The sequence below is a fragment of the Hymenobacter sp. 5317J-9 genome (assembly GCF_022921075.1).
Taxonomy (GTDB): Bacteria; Bacteroidota; Bacteroidia; order Cytophagales; family Hymenobacteraceae; genus Hymenobacter.
Window position 1 is genome coordinate 4,723,719 of record NZ_CP095050.1, and the last position, 16,677, is coordinate 4,740,395.

Here is a 16,677-nt window from a genome sequence, read left to right on the forward strand (position 1 = left end):
GCCTTAACCGTGCCCCGGCCCAACAGCCGGGGCACTACTTTTATCCCCGCATCGTTGCCGTTAGCCATGAAGTTCTTCTCGTTTTTTCTGCTGATTTTCGGCCTCACGGCCTTTGCGCCGCCGGTCAAACTCACCACCACCAAGCTGGGCTCGGGTCTGAGCGTGGGCGTGCCCGTGGGCTTCGCGCCGCTGCCCGACGACGGCATTGCCGTGAAATACCCCTCGCCGCGTAAGCCGCTGGCCGTGTTTTCCAACCCCAGCGGCCGCGTGGATTACAGCGTGGCCGTGCGCCCCACCACCTTCGAAAGCTTCGACTACGGCGTGCTGATTAAGATTTACAAGTCCAGCATTCAGCGCCTTTACACGAAAGTTGATTTCCTGAAAGAAGACATTCGCACCGTGAACGGCCGCGACTTTATCTACTTCGAATTCGTGTCGACCGTGACCGATGCCCGGCGCACGGGCAGCCAACTGGCACCCATCAAGCGCTACCAGGCGGTGCAGTACGCCATTCAGGGCACGCAGCTCTACGTGTTCACCTTCGTGGCCCCGGCCGAGGAGCAGGCGCAGTGGCAGCCCACCGCCCAGGCCGTGATGAATGCCGTTGTGATGAAGTAGCGCGGACTTTGAGTCCGCGAATGCAGTGCTTTCACCACGCGCGGACCGAAAGTCCGCGCTACTTCTTCCCCATGACCGACGACTATTTCATGCTCCAGGCCCTGGCTGAGGCCGAAAAAGCCCTGGAAGCCGACGAGATTCCCATTGGTGCGGTGGTGGTGTTTGAGAAGCAAATCATTGGGCGCGGCTACAACCAAACCGAGCAGCTGCGCGACGTAACAGCCCACGCCGAAATGCTGGCGCTCACGGCCGCCGCCAACCACTTGGGAAACAAGTACCTGGCCGACTGCACGCTCTACGTCACCATCGAACCCTGCGTGATGTGCGCCGGCGCCAGCTACTGGGCCCAGCTCAAGGCCGTGGTGTACGGGGCCGACGAGCCCAAGGTGGGTTTTCGGCGGCACGGGCAGCTCCTGCACCCGCGCACCAAGCTGCGCGGCGGCGTGCAGGCGGCCGAATGCGCGGCGCTGATGCAGGAATTTTTCGCCCTAAAGCGGAAATAGGCTATTTTTGATTCTGCGCGGAGCCCGCCGCAACCTAGCGGCGCCTTCGCGGGTTAAGTACCTTCGACACGTTCATCCCCTTATCCCCCAAACCCTTTTCACCAATGGCATTCGAACTTCCGAAACTTCCGTATTCCTACGACGCCCTCGAGCCCGCGTTTGACGCGCAGACCCAGGAAATCCACCACACCAAGCACCACCAGGCCTACGTGACCAACCTCAACGCCGCCATTGCCGGCACCGAGATGGAAAACCAGAGCCTGGAGGAAATTCTGCACAACATTGCCAAGGCCCCCGTGGCCGTGCGCAACAACGGCGGCGGCCACTGGAACCACTCGCTGTGGTGGACCATCCTGTCGCCCAACGGCGGCGGGCAGCCCACCGGCACCGTGGGCGAGGCCATCACCAAGGCCTTCGGCACCTACGACAAGTTCAAGGAGGAATTCACCAAGGCTGCCACCACGCGCTTCGGCTCGGGCTGGGCGTGGCTGTGCAAGCAGGCCGATGGCTCGGTACAAATCTGCTCCACCCCCAACCAGGACAACCCGCTGATGCCCGACTCCGGTTGCAAAGGCATTCCGGTGCTGGGCCTCGACGTGTGGGAGCACGCCTACTACCTCAAGTACCAGAACCGCCGCCCCGACTACATCGCCGCCTTCTTCAACCTCATCAACTGGGACGAAGTGAACCGCCGCTTCGCCGAAGCCACGCCCGCGTAGTTTTCCAGTTTTCGCTGATTTAACTGACGCGAAAGTATTTTTTAAAGGCCCGTTTCACACTATGGAGCGGGCTTTTTGCTTTTCCGGCTACTTTCTGACGCGCATAACCCAAGCTTAATCGCCGGGGTGAAAACAATTCGTGTACATACCTGCTTTTATGCCGCGTTTCATTCACAACCTGCCGCGCAATACGCACCGCGGCCTTTCTTTCAACATGGCTAACAAAGCATTTGAGCCCGCCAAACTGGGCGCCCTCACCCTCTCGAACCACATCGTAATGGCCCCCATGACGCGCAGCCGCGCCCTGGGCAACGTGCCCAACGAGCTGATGGCCGAGTACTACCGCCAGCGCGCCACGGCCGGCCTCATCATCACGGAAGGCACGTCGCCCTCGGCCAACGGGCTGGGCTACGCCCGCATTCCCGGCCTGTTCAACCAGGAGCAGGTCACCAACTGGCAGCGCATCACCGAGACGGTGCACCACCACGGCGGCCACATTTTTGTGCAGCTGATGCACGCCGGCCGCATTTTCCACGGCCTCAACCTGCCCGAGGGCGCCGAGGGCGTGGCCCCGTCGGCCATTGCCGCCGCCGGCGACATGTGGACCGACCAGCAGCAGATGCAGCCCAACGCCACCCCGCGCGCCCTGCGCACCGAGGAGCTAGCCACCGTGCGCGACGAGTACGTGCACAGCGCCAAACTGGCCCTTGAAGCCGGTTTCGACGGTGTGGAGCTGCACGGCGCCAATGGCTACCTGCTGGAGCAATTCCTGAACCCCGCCTCCAACCAGCGCACCGACGAGTACGGCGGCAGCGTGCAGAACCGCGCCCGCTTTGTGCTCGAAGTGACCCGCGCCGTGGTGGAGGCCATCGGGGCCGAGCGCACCGGCATTCGTCTTTCGCCCTGGGGCGTGGCCTCGGACATGCCGCACTACCCCGAAATCGACGAAACCTACGCCTACCTGGCCGAGGAGCTGCAGAAGATTGGCGTGGTGTACCTGCACCTCGTCGACCATTCCAGCATGGGCGCCCCGGCCGTGCCCGCCGAAACGGTGGCCACCATCCGCGAGAAGTTCACCGGCACCCTCATCCTGGCCGGCGGCTACACCACCGTGGCGCAGATTGAAGCCGCGCTGGCCGACAAAGCCGACCTCGTGGCTATCGGCCGTCCCTTCATCTCCAACCCCGACCTGGTGGAGCGCCTGAAAGCCGGCCAGCCGCTGGCCGAGCCCGATTTTGCCACGTTCTATGCGCCCGGCCCCAACGGCTTTGCCGACGGCTACACCGACTACCCCTTGGCCGACGGCCAGCCGGCCGGCACATTCTCGCCCAGCTACGAGGCCTAGCTCACACCTGTCTCTCGCTTGCAAAAAGCCCTGGCCTGTAAGGCCGGGGCTTTTTTTATGTCTGCCTGCCCGACAGCTGTATGCGTGGGCCACGTGGCGCGTGCGCCGGCGGCCGTTGAGGCATACCCCCGAATGGCCTTTCGGCCTGCTTCTGTGCGGCTGGCGTGTATCTTTAGCGACCAATTCCCACCTTCCTGATATTTAAACAGACTCCGCATGAACACTAAGTTGCGCCTGACCATCCTGAGTTTTCTCCAGTTTTTCATCTGGGGCTCGTGGCTGATAACGATTGGCGCGTATTGGTTTCAAACGAAGCAATGGTCGGGCGCGCAGTTTGGCGCCATCTTCTCGACCATGGGCATCGCCTCCATTTTCATGCCCTCGCTCATGGGCATCGTGGCCGATAAATACATCAACGCGGAGAAGCTCTACGGCATTCTGCACATCCTGGGCGGCCTCACGCTGTGCACCATCCCGATGGTGACGGACCCGAGCACGTTCTTCTGGGTGATTCTGCTGAACATGATTTTCTACATGCCCACGCTGTCGCTGTCCATCGCGGTGTCGTTTTCGGTGCTGAAAACTGAAGGGCTCGACGTGGTGAAGGACTACCCGCCCATCCGGGTCTGGGGCACCATCGGCTTCATTGTGGCCATGTGGACGGTGAGCCTGCTGGGCTTTGAGAAAACCACCGGCCAGTTCTACGTGGCGGCCGGCGCGGCCTTCCTGCTGGGCCTCTACTCGTTCACGCTGCCCAAGTGCCCGCCGCAGTCCACCAACACCTCCAGCCAGGGCCTGATGGAGATTCTGGGCCTCAAGTCTTTCGCCATTCTGCGCGACCGCAAGATGCTCACCTTCTTCCTGTTTGCGCTGCTGCTGGGCGCCGCTCTGCAGCTCACCAACGCCTACGGCGACACCTTCCTGCACGATTTCGACAAAACGCCGGCCTACCAGGACACCCTCACGGTGAAGTACCCGGCCATCATCATGTCCATCTCGCAGATTTCCGAAACGCTGTTCATCCTGGCCATTCCCTTCTTCCTACGCCGCTTCGGCATCAAGCAGGTCATGCTGTTCAGCATGATTGCCTGGGTGCTGCGCTTCGGCCTGTTTGCCTATGGCAACCCCGGCAGCGGGCTGTGGATGATTATCGTGTCGTGCATCGTGTACGGCATGGCCTTCGACTTCTTCAATATCTCGGGCTCGCTCTTCGTCGAGACGCAGACGCAGCCCAGCATCCGGGCCAGCGCCCAGGGTTTGTTTATGATGATGACCAACGGCTTCGGTGCCGTGCTGGGCAGCTCGCTGAGCGGCATCATCATTCAGACCTACTTCACCGATGCCAACGGCGTGAAAGACTGGCACAGCATCTGGCTCACGTTTGCGGGCTATGCGCTGGCCATTGCGGTGCTGTTTGTGCTCATCTTCAAGCACAAGCACGTGCCACAGCAGCACTCCGAAGAAACCACCCACCCGGAAGGGCTGCTTTCGGTGGAGCAGGCGTAACCCGCTCCCCCAGCCCGTTTTCCAGCAGCATTACCCGGCATGGCGCCCCCGCGTTCTTCCCCCGCCCCCGACCTTTCCCTTAGCTACACGCAGCACGGATTCCAGCCTGTGGCGTGGTTCTACGCCACGTTTGGCGAGCTGCCCCGGCGCGAGATTTACCAGCTTGCCTCCACCGAAGCCCGCCAGGCCGTGCTCAACACGCTGGCCGAAACCCACGACGTGGACCGCGCCACCGTGGTGCATTCGGTGTACGTGGAAGAGGCCGGCAAAGCCCCCGAGCTGCAGCACCACGCCCTCTCGCTGGGCCCCCACGCGCTGCTGTGGTTCTACGACCGCGGCATCTACGGCGACCAGGCTGCCCAGCTTTACTACTCGCCACAAACCGACCCAGCCCTGCTGGCGCAGCTCCGGGCGCTGCTCACCGCGCACCTCGAAACCGGCAAAATCGAGCGCAAGCGCATTCAGGTGCTGCGCCTCACCACCGGCGACCTGGAGTTCAGCCCGCTGCCCATCACCATTCCGGCCCTGGACCTGGCCACGCACTACAACGACGACCTGCTGCCGGCCCACGAAACCATTGTGGAGCGCCTGCAGAAGCCCAACGACAAGGGCATCATCATCCTGTACGGACCGCCCGGCAACGGCAAAACCAGCTACATCCGCCACCTCTGCGGCCTCACCGACAAGCCCAAGCTCTTTATTCCGCCCAACCTGGCCGCCCGCATCGCCGACCCGGAATTCATCAACCAGCTTCACGACAACACCAACTCCATCCTGCTCATCGAAGAAGCCGAGGAACTGCTCACCAAGCGCGATGGCGTGGGCGGCAACGCCGTGAGCAACCTGCTGAACCTGTCCGACGGCCTGCTTTCCGACGGCTTCCACATCCAGATTATCTGCACCTTCAACACCGAGCTCTCGCGCATTGACAAAGCCCTGCTGCGCAAGGGCCGCCTCATTGCCGCCTACCACTTCGGCCCCCTGGCGGCCGATAAGGCCCAGGCCCTCGCCACGGCACTCGGCCAGACGGAACCTGTCACGGAGCCCACCTCGCTGGCCGAGCTCTATAACCGCGAGCCCAATACCTTTACCGAGCTGGAAGCCAGCAGCAAACGCATCGGATTCAGCCGATAAGCCGTGTGACACAGCACAAATTTGGCATAAAAAAAGTCAGGTTTTAGCACAAACAAAAAGCCCGCCCTGCAACGTGCAGGGCGGGCTTTTTGGCAAATAAAGCGCTTGGCGGCCGCTTACTTCGAGCCGAAGAAGAAGTCGCCCTCAATCTGGGCGTTTTCGTCGGAGTCTGAGCCGTGCACGGCGTTGGCTTCGATGCTCTTGGCGTACTTTTTCCGGATGGTGCCTTCCTCGGCGTTGGCCGGGTTGGTGGCACCGATGAGGGTGCGGAAATCGGCCACGGCGTTGTCTTTCTCCAGAATAGCGGCCACGATGGGGCCACTCGACATGTATTTCACCAGGTCGTTGTAGAAGGGACGCTCGGCGTGCACGGCGTAGAACTGGCCGGCGCGCTCGGCGGTGAGGGTCAGCTTTTGAAGCTCCACGATGCGGAAGCCGCCGGCCTCAATCATGCTCAGGATACCACCGATGTGGTTGTCCTGGACGGCGTCGGGCTTAATCATCGTGAAAGTGCGGTTGGTGGCCATTGTTGGGCTAGGGAGGGGTTGGTTGAAAACTAATTGCGGTGCAAAAGTAGCCACAAAGCCGGCGGCTTTCCTTGGCCGAGCCAGGCACTTCGTTGGGATAGCCGGACAGAACCTTCCGGGGGGGCTGCGTTGTTAAGACAAGATTTCTTCCGACTTTTGCCGCCCCAATTATTTGTAAGCCACCGGCCCACCGTTTCCTTGCCGGGCCATTCACGTTGTCGATGTCTAGTTCCATCCTCGCCCTGCAGGCGCTGCTCGCGCAGCCCAAGCAGGTTGTTATCACCACCCACCACAAGCCCGACGCCGACGCGCTGGGCTCGTCGCTGGCCTGGGCCGGTTACCTGAAGCAAAAGGGCCATCACGTGACCGTGGTCACGCCTTCCGACTACCCCGCTTTCCTCAACTGGATGGAAGGCAACGACGAAGTGGTGGTGTACGACAAGCGCCAGAACGACCGCCAGGTGCGCGACCTGGTGAGCCGCGCCGAAGTCATTTGCTGCCTCGATTTCAGCTGCCTGGGCCGCATCAACGAGCTCGGCGAGTACGTGCGCCAGGCCAGCGGGGTGAAGGTGCTGGTGGACCACCACCAGGAGCCCGAAAGCTTCGCCGACATTGTTTTTTCGACGCCCACGGCAGCGGCCACGGCCGAATTGATTTTCGAAATCATCCGCGACCTGGGCGACCAGGACCTCATCACCAAAGGCATCGGCGAGGCCCTCTACGCGGGCATTATGACCGATACGGGTTCGTTTCGCCACCCCAGCACCTCGCGCAATGTGCACCTCATCATTGCCGAGCTGCTGAAGGTGAACGTGGACCTCTCCAAGGTACACCGCCTCATTTACGACTCGCACTCCGAAATCCGCCTGCGCTTCCTGGGCTTCGTGCTGAAGGACAAGCTGGTGGTGAACCGCGAGTTCAACACGGCCTACATCGCCATCACGCAGGACGAACTGCGAGAGTACCAGAGCAAAACCGGCGATACCGAAGGCCTGGTGAACTACGCGCTGAGCATCGAAGGCATCAAGTTCGCGGCCGTGTTCATTGACCGTGGCGTGGCCGTCAAAATTTCTTTCCGCTCGGTGGGCACCTTCTCGGTGAGCGACTTTTCGCGCCGCCATTTCGACGGCGGCGGGCACCACAACGCCGCCGGTGGCATCAGCTACGACACGCTGGATGCAACCGTGGAGCGCTTCCTCGGCATCCTGCCTGAGTACAAGGAACAATTAACGGGTGTGCCCGCCGCCGTAGCGCCGCCGGTGGCGTAACTTTGAACCGTTTCTGATTCTTCACTTCTTTTATTTTCATGCGTTTTTCCTCCCGCTCCGCGCGGCAGCTGGCCCTGGCGGCCGGCCTGCTGGGCTTCGCTTCCCTCACCGCCTGCAACAAAGACGGCGGTGACTTTGCCAAGACCAAGTCCGGCATCGAATACAAGATTTTCAAAAAAGTGGGCAACAGCTACGAGCGCCGCGAAATCGGCGCCGAAGGCGACCCCACCTACAAGGACCGCATCGGCAAATTCCTGCTCGGCCACATGCGCTACACCACCGGCAAAGACTCGGTGCTGCAAAACACCCGCCGCGACGTGGGCATGCCCGTGCCCCTGCCCCTGCAGGAGCTGAAGCAGAAAGGCGCCCCCGACGAGGCCCTGAGCCTGCTCCAGCCCGGCGACAGCGGCGTATTCCGCTTCCAAGTTGATTCGCTGATTAAGCCCAAGTCGGGCCAGCCCGTGCCGCCGTTCTTGCGCCGCGGGGGCAACGTGGTGCTGATGTATGTGGCCACCACGGGCAAGCTCATCGACCAGGCCGAGGCCCAGGCCATGCAGCCCGAACTGCAAAAGCGCGCCATGGCCGCTCAGATGAAGCAGCGCATGGCGTCGCCCGAGTTCAAGAAGCAGATGGAAGAGCAGAAAGCTGCTCAGGCCAAAGCCCTCGCCACGCCCGAAGCAGTGGCCCAGTTCAAGAAGGACGACGCCGTGCTACAGGACTACATCAAGAAAAACAACCTCACGATGCAGAAAACGGCCTCGGGCATCTACTACCAGGTGCTGAAGCCGGGCACGGGCGCCAAGCCCACCAACGGCCAGACCGTGAGCGTGAACTACAGCGGCACGCTGCTCAGCGGCAAGGAGTTCGACTCGTCGGCCAAAGCCGGCAAGCCGATTGACTTCCCCATCGGCCAGGGCGCCGTGATTCCGGGCTGGGACGAAGGCATTGCCCTGCTCAACAAGGGCAGCCGCGCCATTCTGCTTATTCCGTCGCCGCTGGCTTATGGCACGCGCGGCGCCGGCGCCGACATTCCCGCCAACTCGCCCCTCAAGTTTGAGGTGGAACTTGTTGACGTTCAATAATCTTTACATTATCTGAGTTCCAATTCCGGCCAACGGGCGACGCGGCACTGCTGCCCGGGCTCCGTTGGCCGGAATCTTTTTTGCTTCCTCCCCATGAAAAATTTTCTGCTCCGTTCGCGCTATTGGGTGCTGGCGGCCGGGCTGCTGCTGACGGCGCCGGCTTTCTGGTCGTGCAACTCCCAATCGTCGTTCCAAAAAAACCTGGCCGAACGCGAAAACACATTAAAAATCATCGACGAGGACACCATTCAGCGGTATCTGCAGCGCAACAACCTCACCAGCAAGGCCACCCGCACCAATTCGGGACTGTACCTGGTGAGCCTGGTGGACGGCAACGGCCCGGCCGTGACGACCGGCAAGCAGGTAACGCTCAAGTACGTGGGCCGCTTTCTGAGCAATGGCGCCTTCCCCGGCTCGACGGGCTATCCGGCTTCGCCGGGCAACTCCAACTACCCTGCCGGGGCCATTTTCGACAACTCGGCCGACAACCGCACGCCCTGCGGCTGCGTGGTGTTCACGGCCGGCGACCCGGCCATTCGCCCCGGCTTCAACGAAGGCATGCTGCTGATGCGCAAAGGCGACCGCAAGCTGCTGCTGCTGCCCTCGCGCCTAGCGTATGGCCAGCTGGGCTCCGTCGGCATCCCGCCAGACTCGGCGCTGCTGTTTGACGTAGAGATTCTTGACGTTCAATAAACCCCTTATGACGCATCGGGCAACACGCCGCTGGCAACTCTGTGCTGCGTTTGGGCTGACGCTGGCGTTGGCCACCGGCAGCGCCCGGGCGCAGGACGCTGGCGCCAAGCCCGCCGTGCCCACCACGCCCACCGCCCCCACAGCGGGCGCCGATACCACCAAGCTCGTGGAACAGCGCACGCCGAAAGGGGTGCGCTACGCGTTTCGGGAGCTTGGTACGGGCCCGCTGCCCAAGGCCGGCAGTCGCGTGGCTGTGCGCTATACCGGCTTTTTGCCCAACGGCCGCATTTTCGACGCCACCGAGGCCTGGGGCGCACCGCTACGTTTCCGGGTGGGGCGGCTCGAAGTCATCGCGGGCTGGGACGAAGTTTTGCCGCTGCTGCCTGTGGGTTCCCGCGTGCGGGTATGGATTCCGGCCGCGCTGGCCTACGGCGCCAAGGGGGTGCGCCACCCCGACGACGATTCCCGCTACCTGATTCCGCCCGACACCGAGCTGGTGTTTGAACTGCAGGTGCTGAGCGTGCGCTGAGCCTCGCACCAGTGTAGCCAACCACTTTCCGCTATTTATCGCTAATGATGCGCCCTTTCCTGCTTCTTCTGGCCGTGGCCCTGCTCGTGATGGGCTCGCCGGCTATGGCCCAAACTTCCGGCCCCGAGTACGCCCGCCTGCCGTCAGGCACCGAATATCGCCTGTTCCGCAAAGACGCGGCTGGCCGCTACCAACCCCGTGCCCTGGCACCTTCCGATGCGCCCTACGCCAGCCGTGCCGGCCAGGTGCTGACGGTGTTTATGGAATTCCGGACCGGCCGCGACTCGGTACTGATGAATTCGCGCCGCATGCAACCCACGCCGCAGCCCGTGCAGCTGCCCGAAAAGCCCGCCCGCGGCGGTATTGAGGAGGCCTTGGGCCTGCTGCTGCCCGGAGACAGCGCCGTGTTTCGCCTGCAGGCCGACACGGTGTTCGCCAACACGTTTCACCAGCCCGTGCCGCCGTTTCTGCGCAAGAGCGGCAATACGCTCGTGGTGTTGGCCAGCGCCCGCGAACTGCTGACCGTGCCCGAAATGATGGCCCGCCAGGAAAAGCTGCAGGCCGACATGATGAAGCAGGAACAAGCCCGCTCAGCCGGCCAAATGGCCAAAGACGTGGCCCAGATTCAGGCCTACCTCAAAAAAAACCACGCCACCGCCAAGAAAACGGCCGGCGGCACCTACTACATCATCAAGAAGCTGGGCACGGGCCTACCGCCCAAAAAGGGCCAAACGGTGCGCGTGCTGTACCGCGGCACGGTGCTGGCCACCGGTCAGGAATTTGATTCGTCGGCCAAGCACGGCAACGAGCCCATTGCCTTCGCGCTGGGCCAGGGCCAGGTCATTCCGGGCTGGGACCAGGGCATTGCCATGCTCACCAAGGGCAGCAAAGCGGTGCTGCTCATCCCCTCACCGCTGGCTTACGGCTCGCGCGGGGCCGGCGCCGACATCCCGGCCAACGCCGTGCTGCGCTTTGAAGTAGAGCTGGTCGACTTTCAGTAAGGCAGCTGGCAGCGGCGCTAGTTGAGCACCTGCGACAGAATATCGAGCGAGCGAATTTCGCCCAGTTGCTCCACGTGCAGTTGATAGTAGCGGATGACAACGTTGAGCAGCTCGTGCCGAATGCGACCGTTGGGGATGGTGCTCGTGGCGGGGTCGCGCAGCAGCTCGTCGAAATAGCGGTCGAACTCGTGCAGGCGCAGCGTGGCCGGGCCGATGGCGCCGTTGCTGGTGGGCGCGTGGCCGGCCATCAGTACCTGGTCGGTGAGCTCCGAGCCGGAATCGATGCCGAAGCCTAAGTAGGCGGCCAGTTCCAGCAAAAAGACCAGGGCAAAGTTTTCGGCGCCGGTGGTCTGGCGGTCGAAGGCCAGAATGGAATCGTGCATGAACTGAAAGAGCGGCTCGTTCTGCTCTTCTTCGCGCACGGCCCGGCTCACCACTTCCGACAGAAACAGCACCACGCTGCTTTTCTGCACCTCGTAAGGCAGGGTCTGGAAAGGCTCGGCGCACCGAAACTCTGCCAGGCGGGTGAGGCCGCCGCTGCCCTTGGCCACGTAGGCCACCAGCTCAAGCAGCGTGAAGGGCTGAAACAGCGCGATGCGGCCCGGTGGCTTGGCCTTGCGCACGCTGTTCACCACGTAGCTCTGCACGCCCAGCCGCTCGGTGTAGATGCGGGCAATGATGCTGGTTTCGCGGTATTTGAGGTAGCTGAGGACGATGCCTCGGGTCTTTATCAGCATTGGTTCGGAAGAGCAATGACGGGGAAAGAAAGCGCGGAATCTGACGTCGCATTTCCGCGTTCTTCATTCCCGATTCTTCATTTGCTTAGTACGGCCACTTTGCTCACGCAGCCATTTTTGCCGTCGGCATCGGTCGACAGGACCAGGTAAACACCGGAGCGCACGCGCTGGCCTTCGGGGTTGGTCAGGTTCCAGGTTACGGTGCCGCCGGCGGCCTTGGTGGCGTACACCAGGTGGCCCGCCACGTCGGTAATCTTCACCACGGCGTTGTTGGCCAGGCCCGAGATGCCCAGCGTGCCCGCAAAGTCGGGCCGCACCGGATTGGGAAATACCGCGGAGCATTTCACGTCGCCTTCCGTGACAGTGGCCGTGCCGCGAAACGACACCACGCCGCCGTCGGTCGCTACCCACACCTCGCCGGTCTTGTCGTTCACCTTCACGTCGATGATGCGGTCGGAAGGCAGCGGGCTGTTGGCCGTGGTGAAGTGCAGCAGTGCCTCGTCGGCGTCGGGGCTGAAGAGCCAGAGGCCCCGGTCGGTGCCAAACCACTTGCGGTCGGCCCCGTCCACGGCCAGGGCCCGCACGGCCTCGCTGTAGAGGGCATTGTAGCCATTGCCTTCGCCCCGCGTCACCAAGGGCTGGGTAAAGCCGTTGGTGGTGGCAAACGGCCCCTCGGGCTCGCGGAAATACGCCACTCCTTTGATGGTGGCCGCCCAGATGTAGCCGCGCCGGTCTTTGGCCAACTCGTAAATCTGGTTGTCGGGCAAGCCCGAGGACGTGTTGAACAGCCGCGGCGGATTTGGCGACGTCGGGTTTGGGTCGACGGCGTAGAGGCCAATGGCAGGGCCGCCCACGCTGCTGGCGTCGGTTTTGCGCGACACCGACACCCACGCATACCCGTTGTCGTCCAACGCAATGCGTTCAAGCGCGTCGAAGCCAAACGTGTAGGGAATGACCTGCCAGGTCGTGGTAGCTGGGTCGAAAATGGAGAGGCCTGAGCGCCCGTTGTTCTCCAAGTGTCGGTTCACTACCCACACCTTGCCCTCGGACGTAGCCGCCACGTCGGTGATTTCTACGCGGTTAGGGTTGCTGAAAAAGGTACCCAGCAAAGGACTACCGGCGGGCGAGTTCTCGCCGAAGCGACGAAAATCGCCGGGTCCCCTCCATTCCAGCAGGCCGCCGCCGTAGGTGGCCACGTAAAGGGTGCCGTCGGGGGTGCGGGTGCCGCGCACCGGGCTGGTGGGGTTGGGAAAGGCGGTCAGGCTTGGAAAGGCTTTCGCCGTAAAATTGGTCCATTGACCGCCGGCATATTCGTAAAAGCCATTGCGCCCCCCGTTAGGTTGGTAACGCTCCGAATAGCCCCCCGTAAACACATTGACTTTATTGGAGCGCGCATCGGCCAGCAGGCCGAACGACGTGCTGGTTTCGGGACCGTTTGCCACGAAAAATTCCGACGTTTTGCCCGCCCCAGGGGCCACCCGTTGCAGGCCCAGGTTATAGTTGGCCACGTAATAGTTGCCGTCGCGCGACCGAACTGCGTCCTGGATAAACGAAGAACCGGCGGCTGGCGGCACCACTGTGGTCACGGCTCCGCTGCGGTCGAGCCGGCGCACGCCGGTCTGGTCGTCCACGATGAGCAGGCCCCCGCTGCTGCCACGCAGGCTGCGGTATTGCCCGGCGCCGGTGCCCGGCACGGGCTGCCACGTAGCTGCGGCCGGAGTCGCCGCCGGCACGTACTTATATACCGAATTGCCGCTGCCTTCCACGGCGGCGTACACTTGGCCGGCATCGGCGGCGACGAAACGGTAGACGCGCTGCGTGGCCGTGCCCGGCGGCACCGGCTGATACAGCGTCCAGTTGCGGTAGTCGAGCAGGTTTTGCGACAGCGAGCCGCGCAACAGGCCTACCGACGTGGCGGCGTACAGCGCCCCACCGGCCACGGCCGCATCGTACACGTTCACCACCGTTCCGCCGGGCCCGATGTTGGAATAGGTGTCGCTTATTTCCAGCTTAGTCAGGTCAATGGCCAGGAGGCCAAAACTGGTGCTCACGTAAGCTTTGCCCGCACCAACCGACACTTGGTTGATGTCCTTGGTGCCCTGAATGGATTTGCGCAGCACGTCGCTGATGTTGCGCACGCGGCCGTTGGCCTGCAGGATATCGATGTTGGCGTCGCGGTAGGCCAGCACCGTTTGCTTCGTCACCGAGTCGTAGGCCAGCGCGGCCACGTTCACGCCGTTCAGGCCGTCGCGCTGCGAGAGCACCTGCGAAGTGTTCAGCTTCTTATCGAAAAAATAAAAGGCATTCTCGGTAGCCACGTACACCCGGTCGCCGGCATCGGCCAGGCGCAGGGGACGGCTGGAGGGCAAATGCAGCTGCCAGTCGCCGTAGCCAACGGTTTGGGCCCGGGTGGGACCGGCGGCCAGCCACAGCAGCCCAGTCAGGCTCAGCAAACAACGGAAAAAGTGGGTCATACGCTCAACAAAGCTCAAATGAAGAAGTAGCGGGCCGCACGGCCGACTTTGCCAACGCTGCGCTGCGCCGTTTAGTGCGCGGCCGAGGTGCCCACCTCCTGCGCCGGCCGCTCGGCCTGCATGCCGCCCAAGAAGCAGGGCCGGCAGCGGGCTTCGTACGAATCGGTTTCGCCCAACAGCACTTGGTCTTCGCTGGCCGCAATGCGGTACGAGTACGAGGCAATTTCGCCGCAGCACACGCACACGGCGTGCACCTTGGTCACGTATTCGGCCGTGGCCAGCAGGGCCGGCATGGGCCCGAAAGGCCGGCCGCGGTAGTCCATATCGAGCCCGGCCACGATGACGCGGGTGCCGTTGTTGGCCAGCTGCTCGCACACGTCCACCAGCGACTCGTCAAAGAACTGCGCCTCGTCGATGCCCACCACGTCGGAGCCGGCGGCCAGCAGCAGAATTTCCGACGGCACGGCCACCGGCGTGGAGCGAATGCGGGCGGCGTTGTGACTCACCACGTCTTCGGCGTGGTAGCGGGTGTCGACAGCCGGCTTGAAGATTTCGACCTGCTGCCGCGCGATGCGGGCACGGGTGAGGCGGCGAATGAGCTCTTCGGTCTTGCCCGAGAACATGGAGCCGCACACCACTTCTATCCAGCCCCGGCGCGGGGCGTTGTGGCGGTTGCCAACGCGGGGTTCAATAAACACAAGCGAGAAAAACAGGTGAGCAAACAGGACGAGCACGCCCTAACGGAAGCTCTAAAGTACGCCCGGCGACGGCTTGGCTCAAGCCCCAAACCTTTTCTTTTGGGGCCAGTCGCACGCACTCAGGCGCTTGGAGCCGGTGTATTTTTTTGCACTCCCGGCAGCACCCAAACGAGCTGCCCGGCCACCTGCCCCGGTGTGCGCCCGGCTTCCGGCTAGGGCTGCTTGCGCTGTAGCCCCCAATGCTAAGTGCACGGTTTGATGTGCCGGCTATCGCCTATTGGGCAGATACTGCACATGGGGCAACTTTGTGGCCTCAGGCACGCGGCCCGTGGCGTCGCCGGCTGGCAGCCGGGTTTGGCAGGTCAGCCGCTCGTTGGGCTGCAGGCGGCCGGCGGCCCGATAGCGCAGTTCGGCGTCGGTGGGCGGGCTCAGGTTTTCGAGGCCGGTGCGCACCTGCACGCGGCAGGTGGTGCAGCGGCCTTTGGCCCCGCAGGCGTGCATCCAGTCGTGGCCGGCGGCCTGGAGCGCGGCCAGCAAGGTGGCGCCCGATGGCACTTCCACGGGCCCACCGGGCAAGTTCTCAATCGTCAGGAGGGGCATTTGTGCCTAACTTCGGCCACCGAAACCGGCCTACTTATGAACGACAAATATAGCCTCGCCAAGTGCGCCCAATATGGCCGCCGCCTGGCCGCCCGGCTCTGCGACCAGCATTTCGCGGGCTCCTCTTCGGCCCCACTCGATGGGCCGGCGGTGCTTAAATTCACGCCCGTGCGGCAAATCAACCTGTTGGTGGTGCGCCAGTTGCTCGGCCAATGGCAGGCCGAAACCGCCCGCCTCCGCAGCCCTTACTTCGATTTTGAAGCGGCCCCCGTGCAGGCGGCGCTCACGCAGTTCATGAACGTGCTGTCGCGCCACATCAGCCTAGGCCGCGAAGCCTACGAGCCGCTCTTGGCCCAATCCACCGCCGACACGCTCAGCCTGGTAGCCGACCCCGTGGGCAGCTTCCAGCGCCTCGTGCTGGGCCACGCCGAGGACCCTACCCTCACTACACTGCGCGAAAGCCTGCGCTACATCGACATCGACAAGCCCTTCTACCAAGGCTTCATCGATAGCCTGCCCAACAGCAACGACCTGAGCCGCGACTTCCTCACGCACCGCTTCGAGCTGTACCACGCCGCCAATTATAAGGCGCACCAACCCATGCAGCGCCTCGTAACGGAGCTCAGCGCCCTGTTGCCCCTCACCACTGCCGACCTGCTGGAGGACGGGCCCGTTTCGGCCACTACAGCACCGCCCGTCCCTGAACCCGTGGCGGCTACGCCAGTTACTGCCCCTGCTACGCCTGTACCCGCCCCGGAACCGCCCGTTGTAGTCACGCCGCCCAGCTTTGTGGCGCCTCCGGTCCCGGTGGCACCGCCCGCGCCCCCCACCCCGCCGCCCACAGCTCCGCCAGCGCCTGCCCGCCCACTTCCCAACGCCGACGCGGCCAATGTGCCATTGCACGAAAAGCTGAAAGCGGTGCAGCCCGCCGCCGCGCCCCTGGCCGAAACCCTGCGCGCCAGTGCCTCTCCTTCCTTGACCGAGCGGAGCGGGCCTAAAGTGGAAACCTTGCGCGAAGCCATTTCCATCAATCAACGATTCAGCTTCATCAACGAGCTTTTCGGCGGCGAAAACATGGATTACCACGCCGCCATTCAGCACCTCGATTCGCTGCCTACCGCCGAGCAGGCCCGCGCCTACGTCAGCGGCGACCTCTCACAGCGCTACGACTGGAGCCGCAAGGAAGAACACGTCAACAAGCTGCTGAAGCTCATTGAGCGCAAGTTTGCCTAACGCGCAGCTC

General features: G+C 63.1%; 17 protein-coding genes. 12 read left to right on the forward strand and 5 right to left on the reverse strand.

Annotated elements, in window-relative coordinates; all coding sequences use genetic code 11:
- Positions 1–66 precede the first annotated feature (66 nt).
- The 6 genes from MUN81_RS19840 to MUN81_RS19865 all read left to right on the forward strand — a co-directional run bounded on the left by MUN81_RS19840 (position 67) and on the right by MUN81_RS19865 (position 5,825).
- Complete coding sequence (locus tag MUN81_RS19840; protein WP_245113688.1) at positions 67–618, forward strand: hypothetical protein; 552 nt, start codon at positions 67–69, stop codon at positions 616–618.
- A gap of 71 nt (positions 619–689) precedes the next feature.
- Positions 690–1,121 carry a nucleoside deaminase gene (locus MUN81_RS19845; protein WP_245113689.1) on the forward strand — a complete coding sequence of 144 codons (432 nt, stop codon included), beginning with the start codon at positions 690–692 and terminating at the stop codon, positions 1,119–1,121.
- A gap of 104 nt (positions 1,122–1,225) precedes the next feature.
- On the forward strand, positions 1,226–1,840 hold the full coding sequence (locus MUN81_RS19850) for a superoxide dismutase (protein WP_245113691.1): 615 nt from the start codon (positions 1,226–1,228) through the stop codon (positions 1,838–1,840).
- 157 nt (positions 1,841–1,997) lie between these two features.
- Positions 1,998–3,185, forward strand: a complete 1,188-nt coding sequence (locus MUN81_RS19855; RefSeq protein ID WP_348533147.1) for an alkene reductase — start codon at positions 1,998–2,000, stop codon at positions 3,183–3,185.
- 216 nt (positions 3,186–3,401) lie between these two features.
- Positions 3,402–4,691 (forward strand): nucleoside permease, encoded by a 1,290-nt coding sequence (locus tag MUN81_RS19860; RefSeq protein ID WP_245113693.1) that lies wholly within the window; start codon positions 3,402–3,404, stop codon positions 4,689–4,691.
- Positions 4,692–4,730: 39 nt separating this feature from the next.
- Positions 4,731–5,825, forward strand: a complete 1,095-nt coding sequence (locus MUN81_RS19865) for an AAA family ATPase (RefSeq protein ID WP_245113695.1) — start codon at positions 4,731–4,733, stop codon at positions 5,823–5,825.
- 116 nt (positions 5,826–5,941) lie between these two features.
- Here MUN81_RS19865 and MUN81_RS19870 read toward each other — a convergent pair whose 3' ends face one another.
- Complete coding sequence (locus MUN81_RS19870; protein ID WP_245113697.1) at positions 5,942–6,352, reverse strand: nucleoside-diphosphate kinase; 411 nt, start codon at positions 6,350–6,352, stop codon at positions 5,942–5,944.
- A 221-nt stretch (positions 6,353–6,573) separates the two neighbouring features.
- On the opposite strand from MUN81_RS19870, the gene MUN81_RS19875 reads away from it, so the two are divergent.
- From MUN81_RS19875 to MUN81_RS19895, 5 genes are all read left to right on the forward strand, one after another.
- Positions 6,574–7,620 (forward strand): DHH family phosphoesterase, encoded by a 1,047-nt coding sequence (locus MUN81_RS19875; protein ID WP_245113698.1) that lies wholly within the window; start codon positions 6,574–6,576, stop codon positions 7,618–7,620.
- Between the two features lie 38 nt (positions 7,621–7,658).
- Positions 7,659–8,702 (forward strand): FKBP-type peptidyl-prolyl cis-trans isomerase, encoded by a 1,044-nt coding sequence (locus MUN81_RS19880; protein WP_245113700.1) that lies wholly within the window; start codon positions 7,659–7,661, stop codon positions 8,700–8,702.
- 93 nt (positions 8,703–8,795) lie between these two features.
- The gene (locus tag MUN81_RS19885; protein ID WP_245113702.1) at positions 8,796–9,395 is read left to right on the forward strand and encodes an FKBP-type peptidyl-prolyl cis-trans isomerase; all 600 of its coding nucleotides are present in this window, start codon (positions 8,796–8,798) and stop codon (positions 9,393–9,395) included.
- 7 nt (positions 9,396–9,402) lie between these two features.
- Positions 9,403–9,924: an FKBP-type peptidyl-prolyl cis-trans isomerase gene (locus MUN81_RS19890; RefSeq protein WP_245113704.1), complete on the forward strand. Its 522-nt coding sequence runs from the start codon at positions 9,403–9,405 to the stop codon at positions 9,922–9,924.
- A 44-nt stretch (positions 9,925–9,968) separates the two neighbouring features.
- Complete coding sequence (locus MUN81_RS19895; protein ID WP_245113705.1) at positions 9,969–10,925, forward strand: FKBP-type peptidyl-prolyl cis-trans isomerase; 957 nt, start codon at positions 9,969–9,971, stop codon at positions 10,923–10,925.
- Between the two features lie 17 nt (positions 10,926–10,942).
- On the opposite strand, the gene recO is transcribed toward MUN81_RS19895, so the two are convergent.
- The 4 genes from recO to MUN81_RS19915 form a co-directional block, all read right to left on the reverse strand.
- The gene (gene recO / locus MUN81_RS19900) at positions 10,943–11,662 is read right to left on the reverse strand and encodes a DNA repair protein RecO (protein WP_245113707.1); all 720 of its coding nucleotides are present in this window, start codon (positions 11,660–11,662) and stop codon (positions 10,943–10,945) included.
- Between the two features lie 77 nt (positions 11,663–11,739).
- The gene (locus MUN81_RS19905; protein WP_245113709.1) at positions 11,740–14,115 is read right to left on the reverse strand and encodes a two-component regulator propeller domain-containing protein; all 2,376 of its coding nucleotides are present in this window, start codon (positions 14,113–14,115) and stop codon (positions 11,740–11,742) included.
- Between the two features lie 92 nt (positions 14,116–14,207).
- Entirely contained in the window at positions 14,208–14,834 is a 627-nt protein-coding gene (locus tag MUN81_RS19910) for a thymidine kinase (protein WP_245113710.1), read from the reverse strand.
- Positions 14,835–15,101: 267 nt separating this feature from the next.
- Positions 15,102–15,434: a 2Fe-2S iron-sulfur cluster-binding protein gene (locus MUN81_RS19915; RefSeq protein ID WP_245113712.1), complete on the reverse strand. Its 333-nt coding sequence runs from the start codon at positions 15,432–15,434 to the stop codon at positions 15,102–15,104.
- A 36-nt stretch (positions 15,435–15,470) separates the two neighbouring features.
- Between MUN81_RS19915 and MUN81_RS19920 the strand changes: the two genes are divergently transcribed.
- A complete protein-coding gene (locus MUN81_RS19920; protein ID WP_245113713.1) occupies positions 15,471–16,667 on the forward strand; it encodes a hypothetical protein in 1,197 nt (398 codons plus the stop codon).
- The last annotated feature ends 10 nt before the right edge of the window (positions 16,668–16,677 follow it).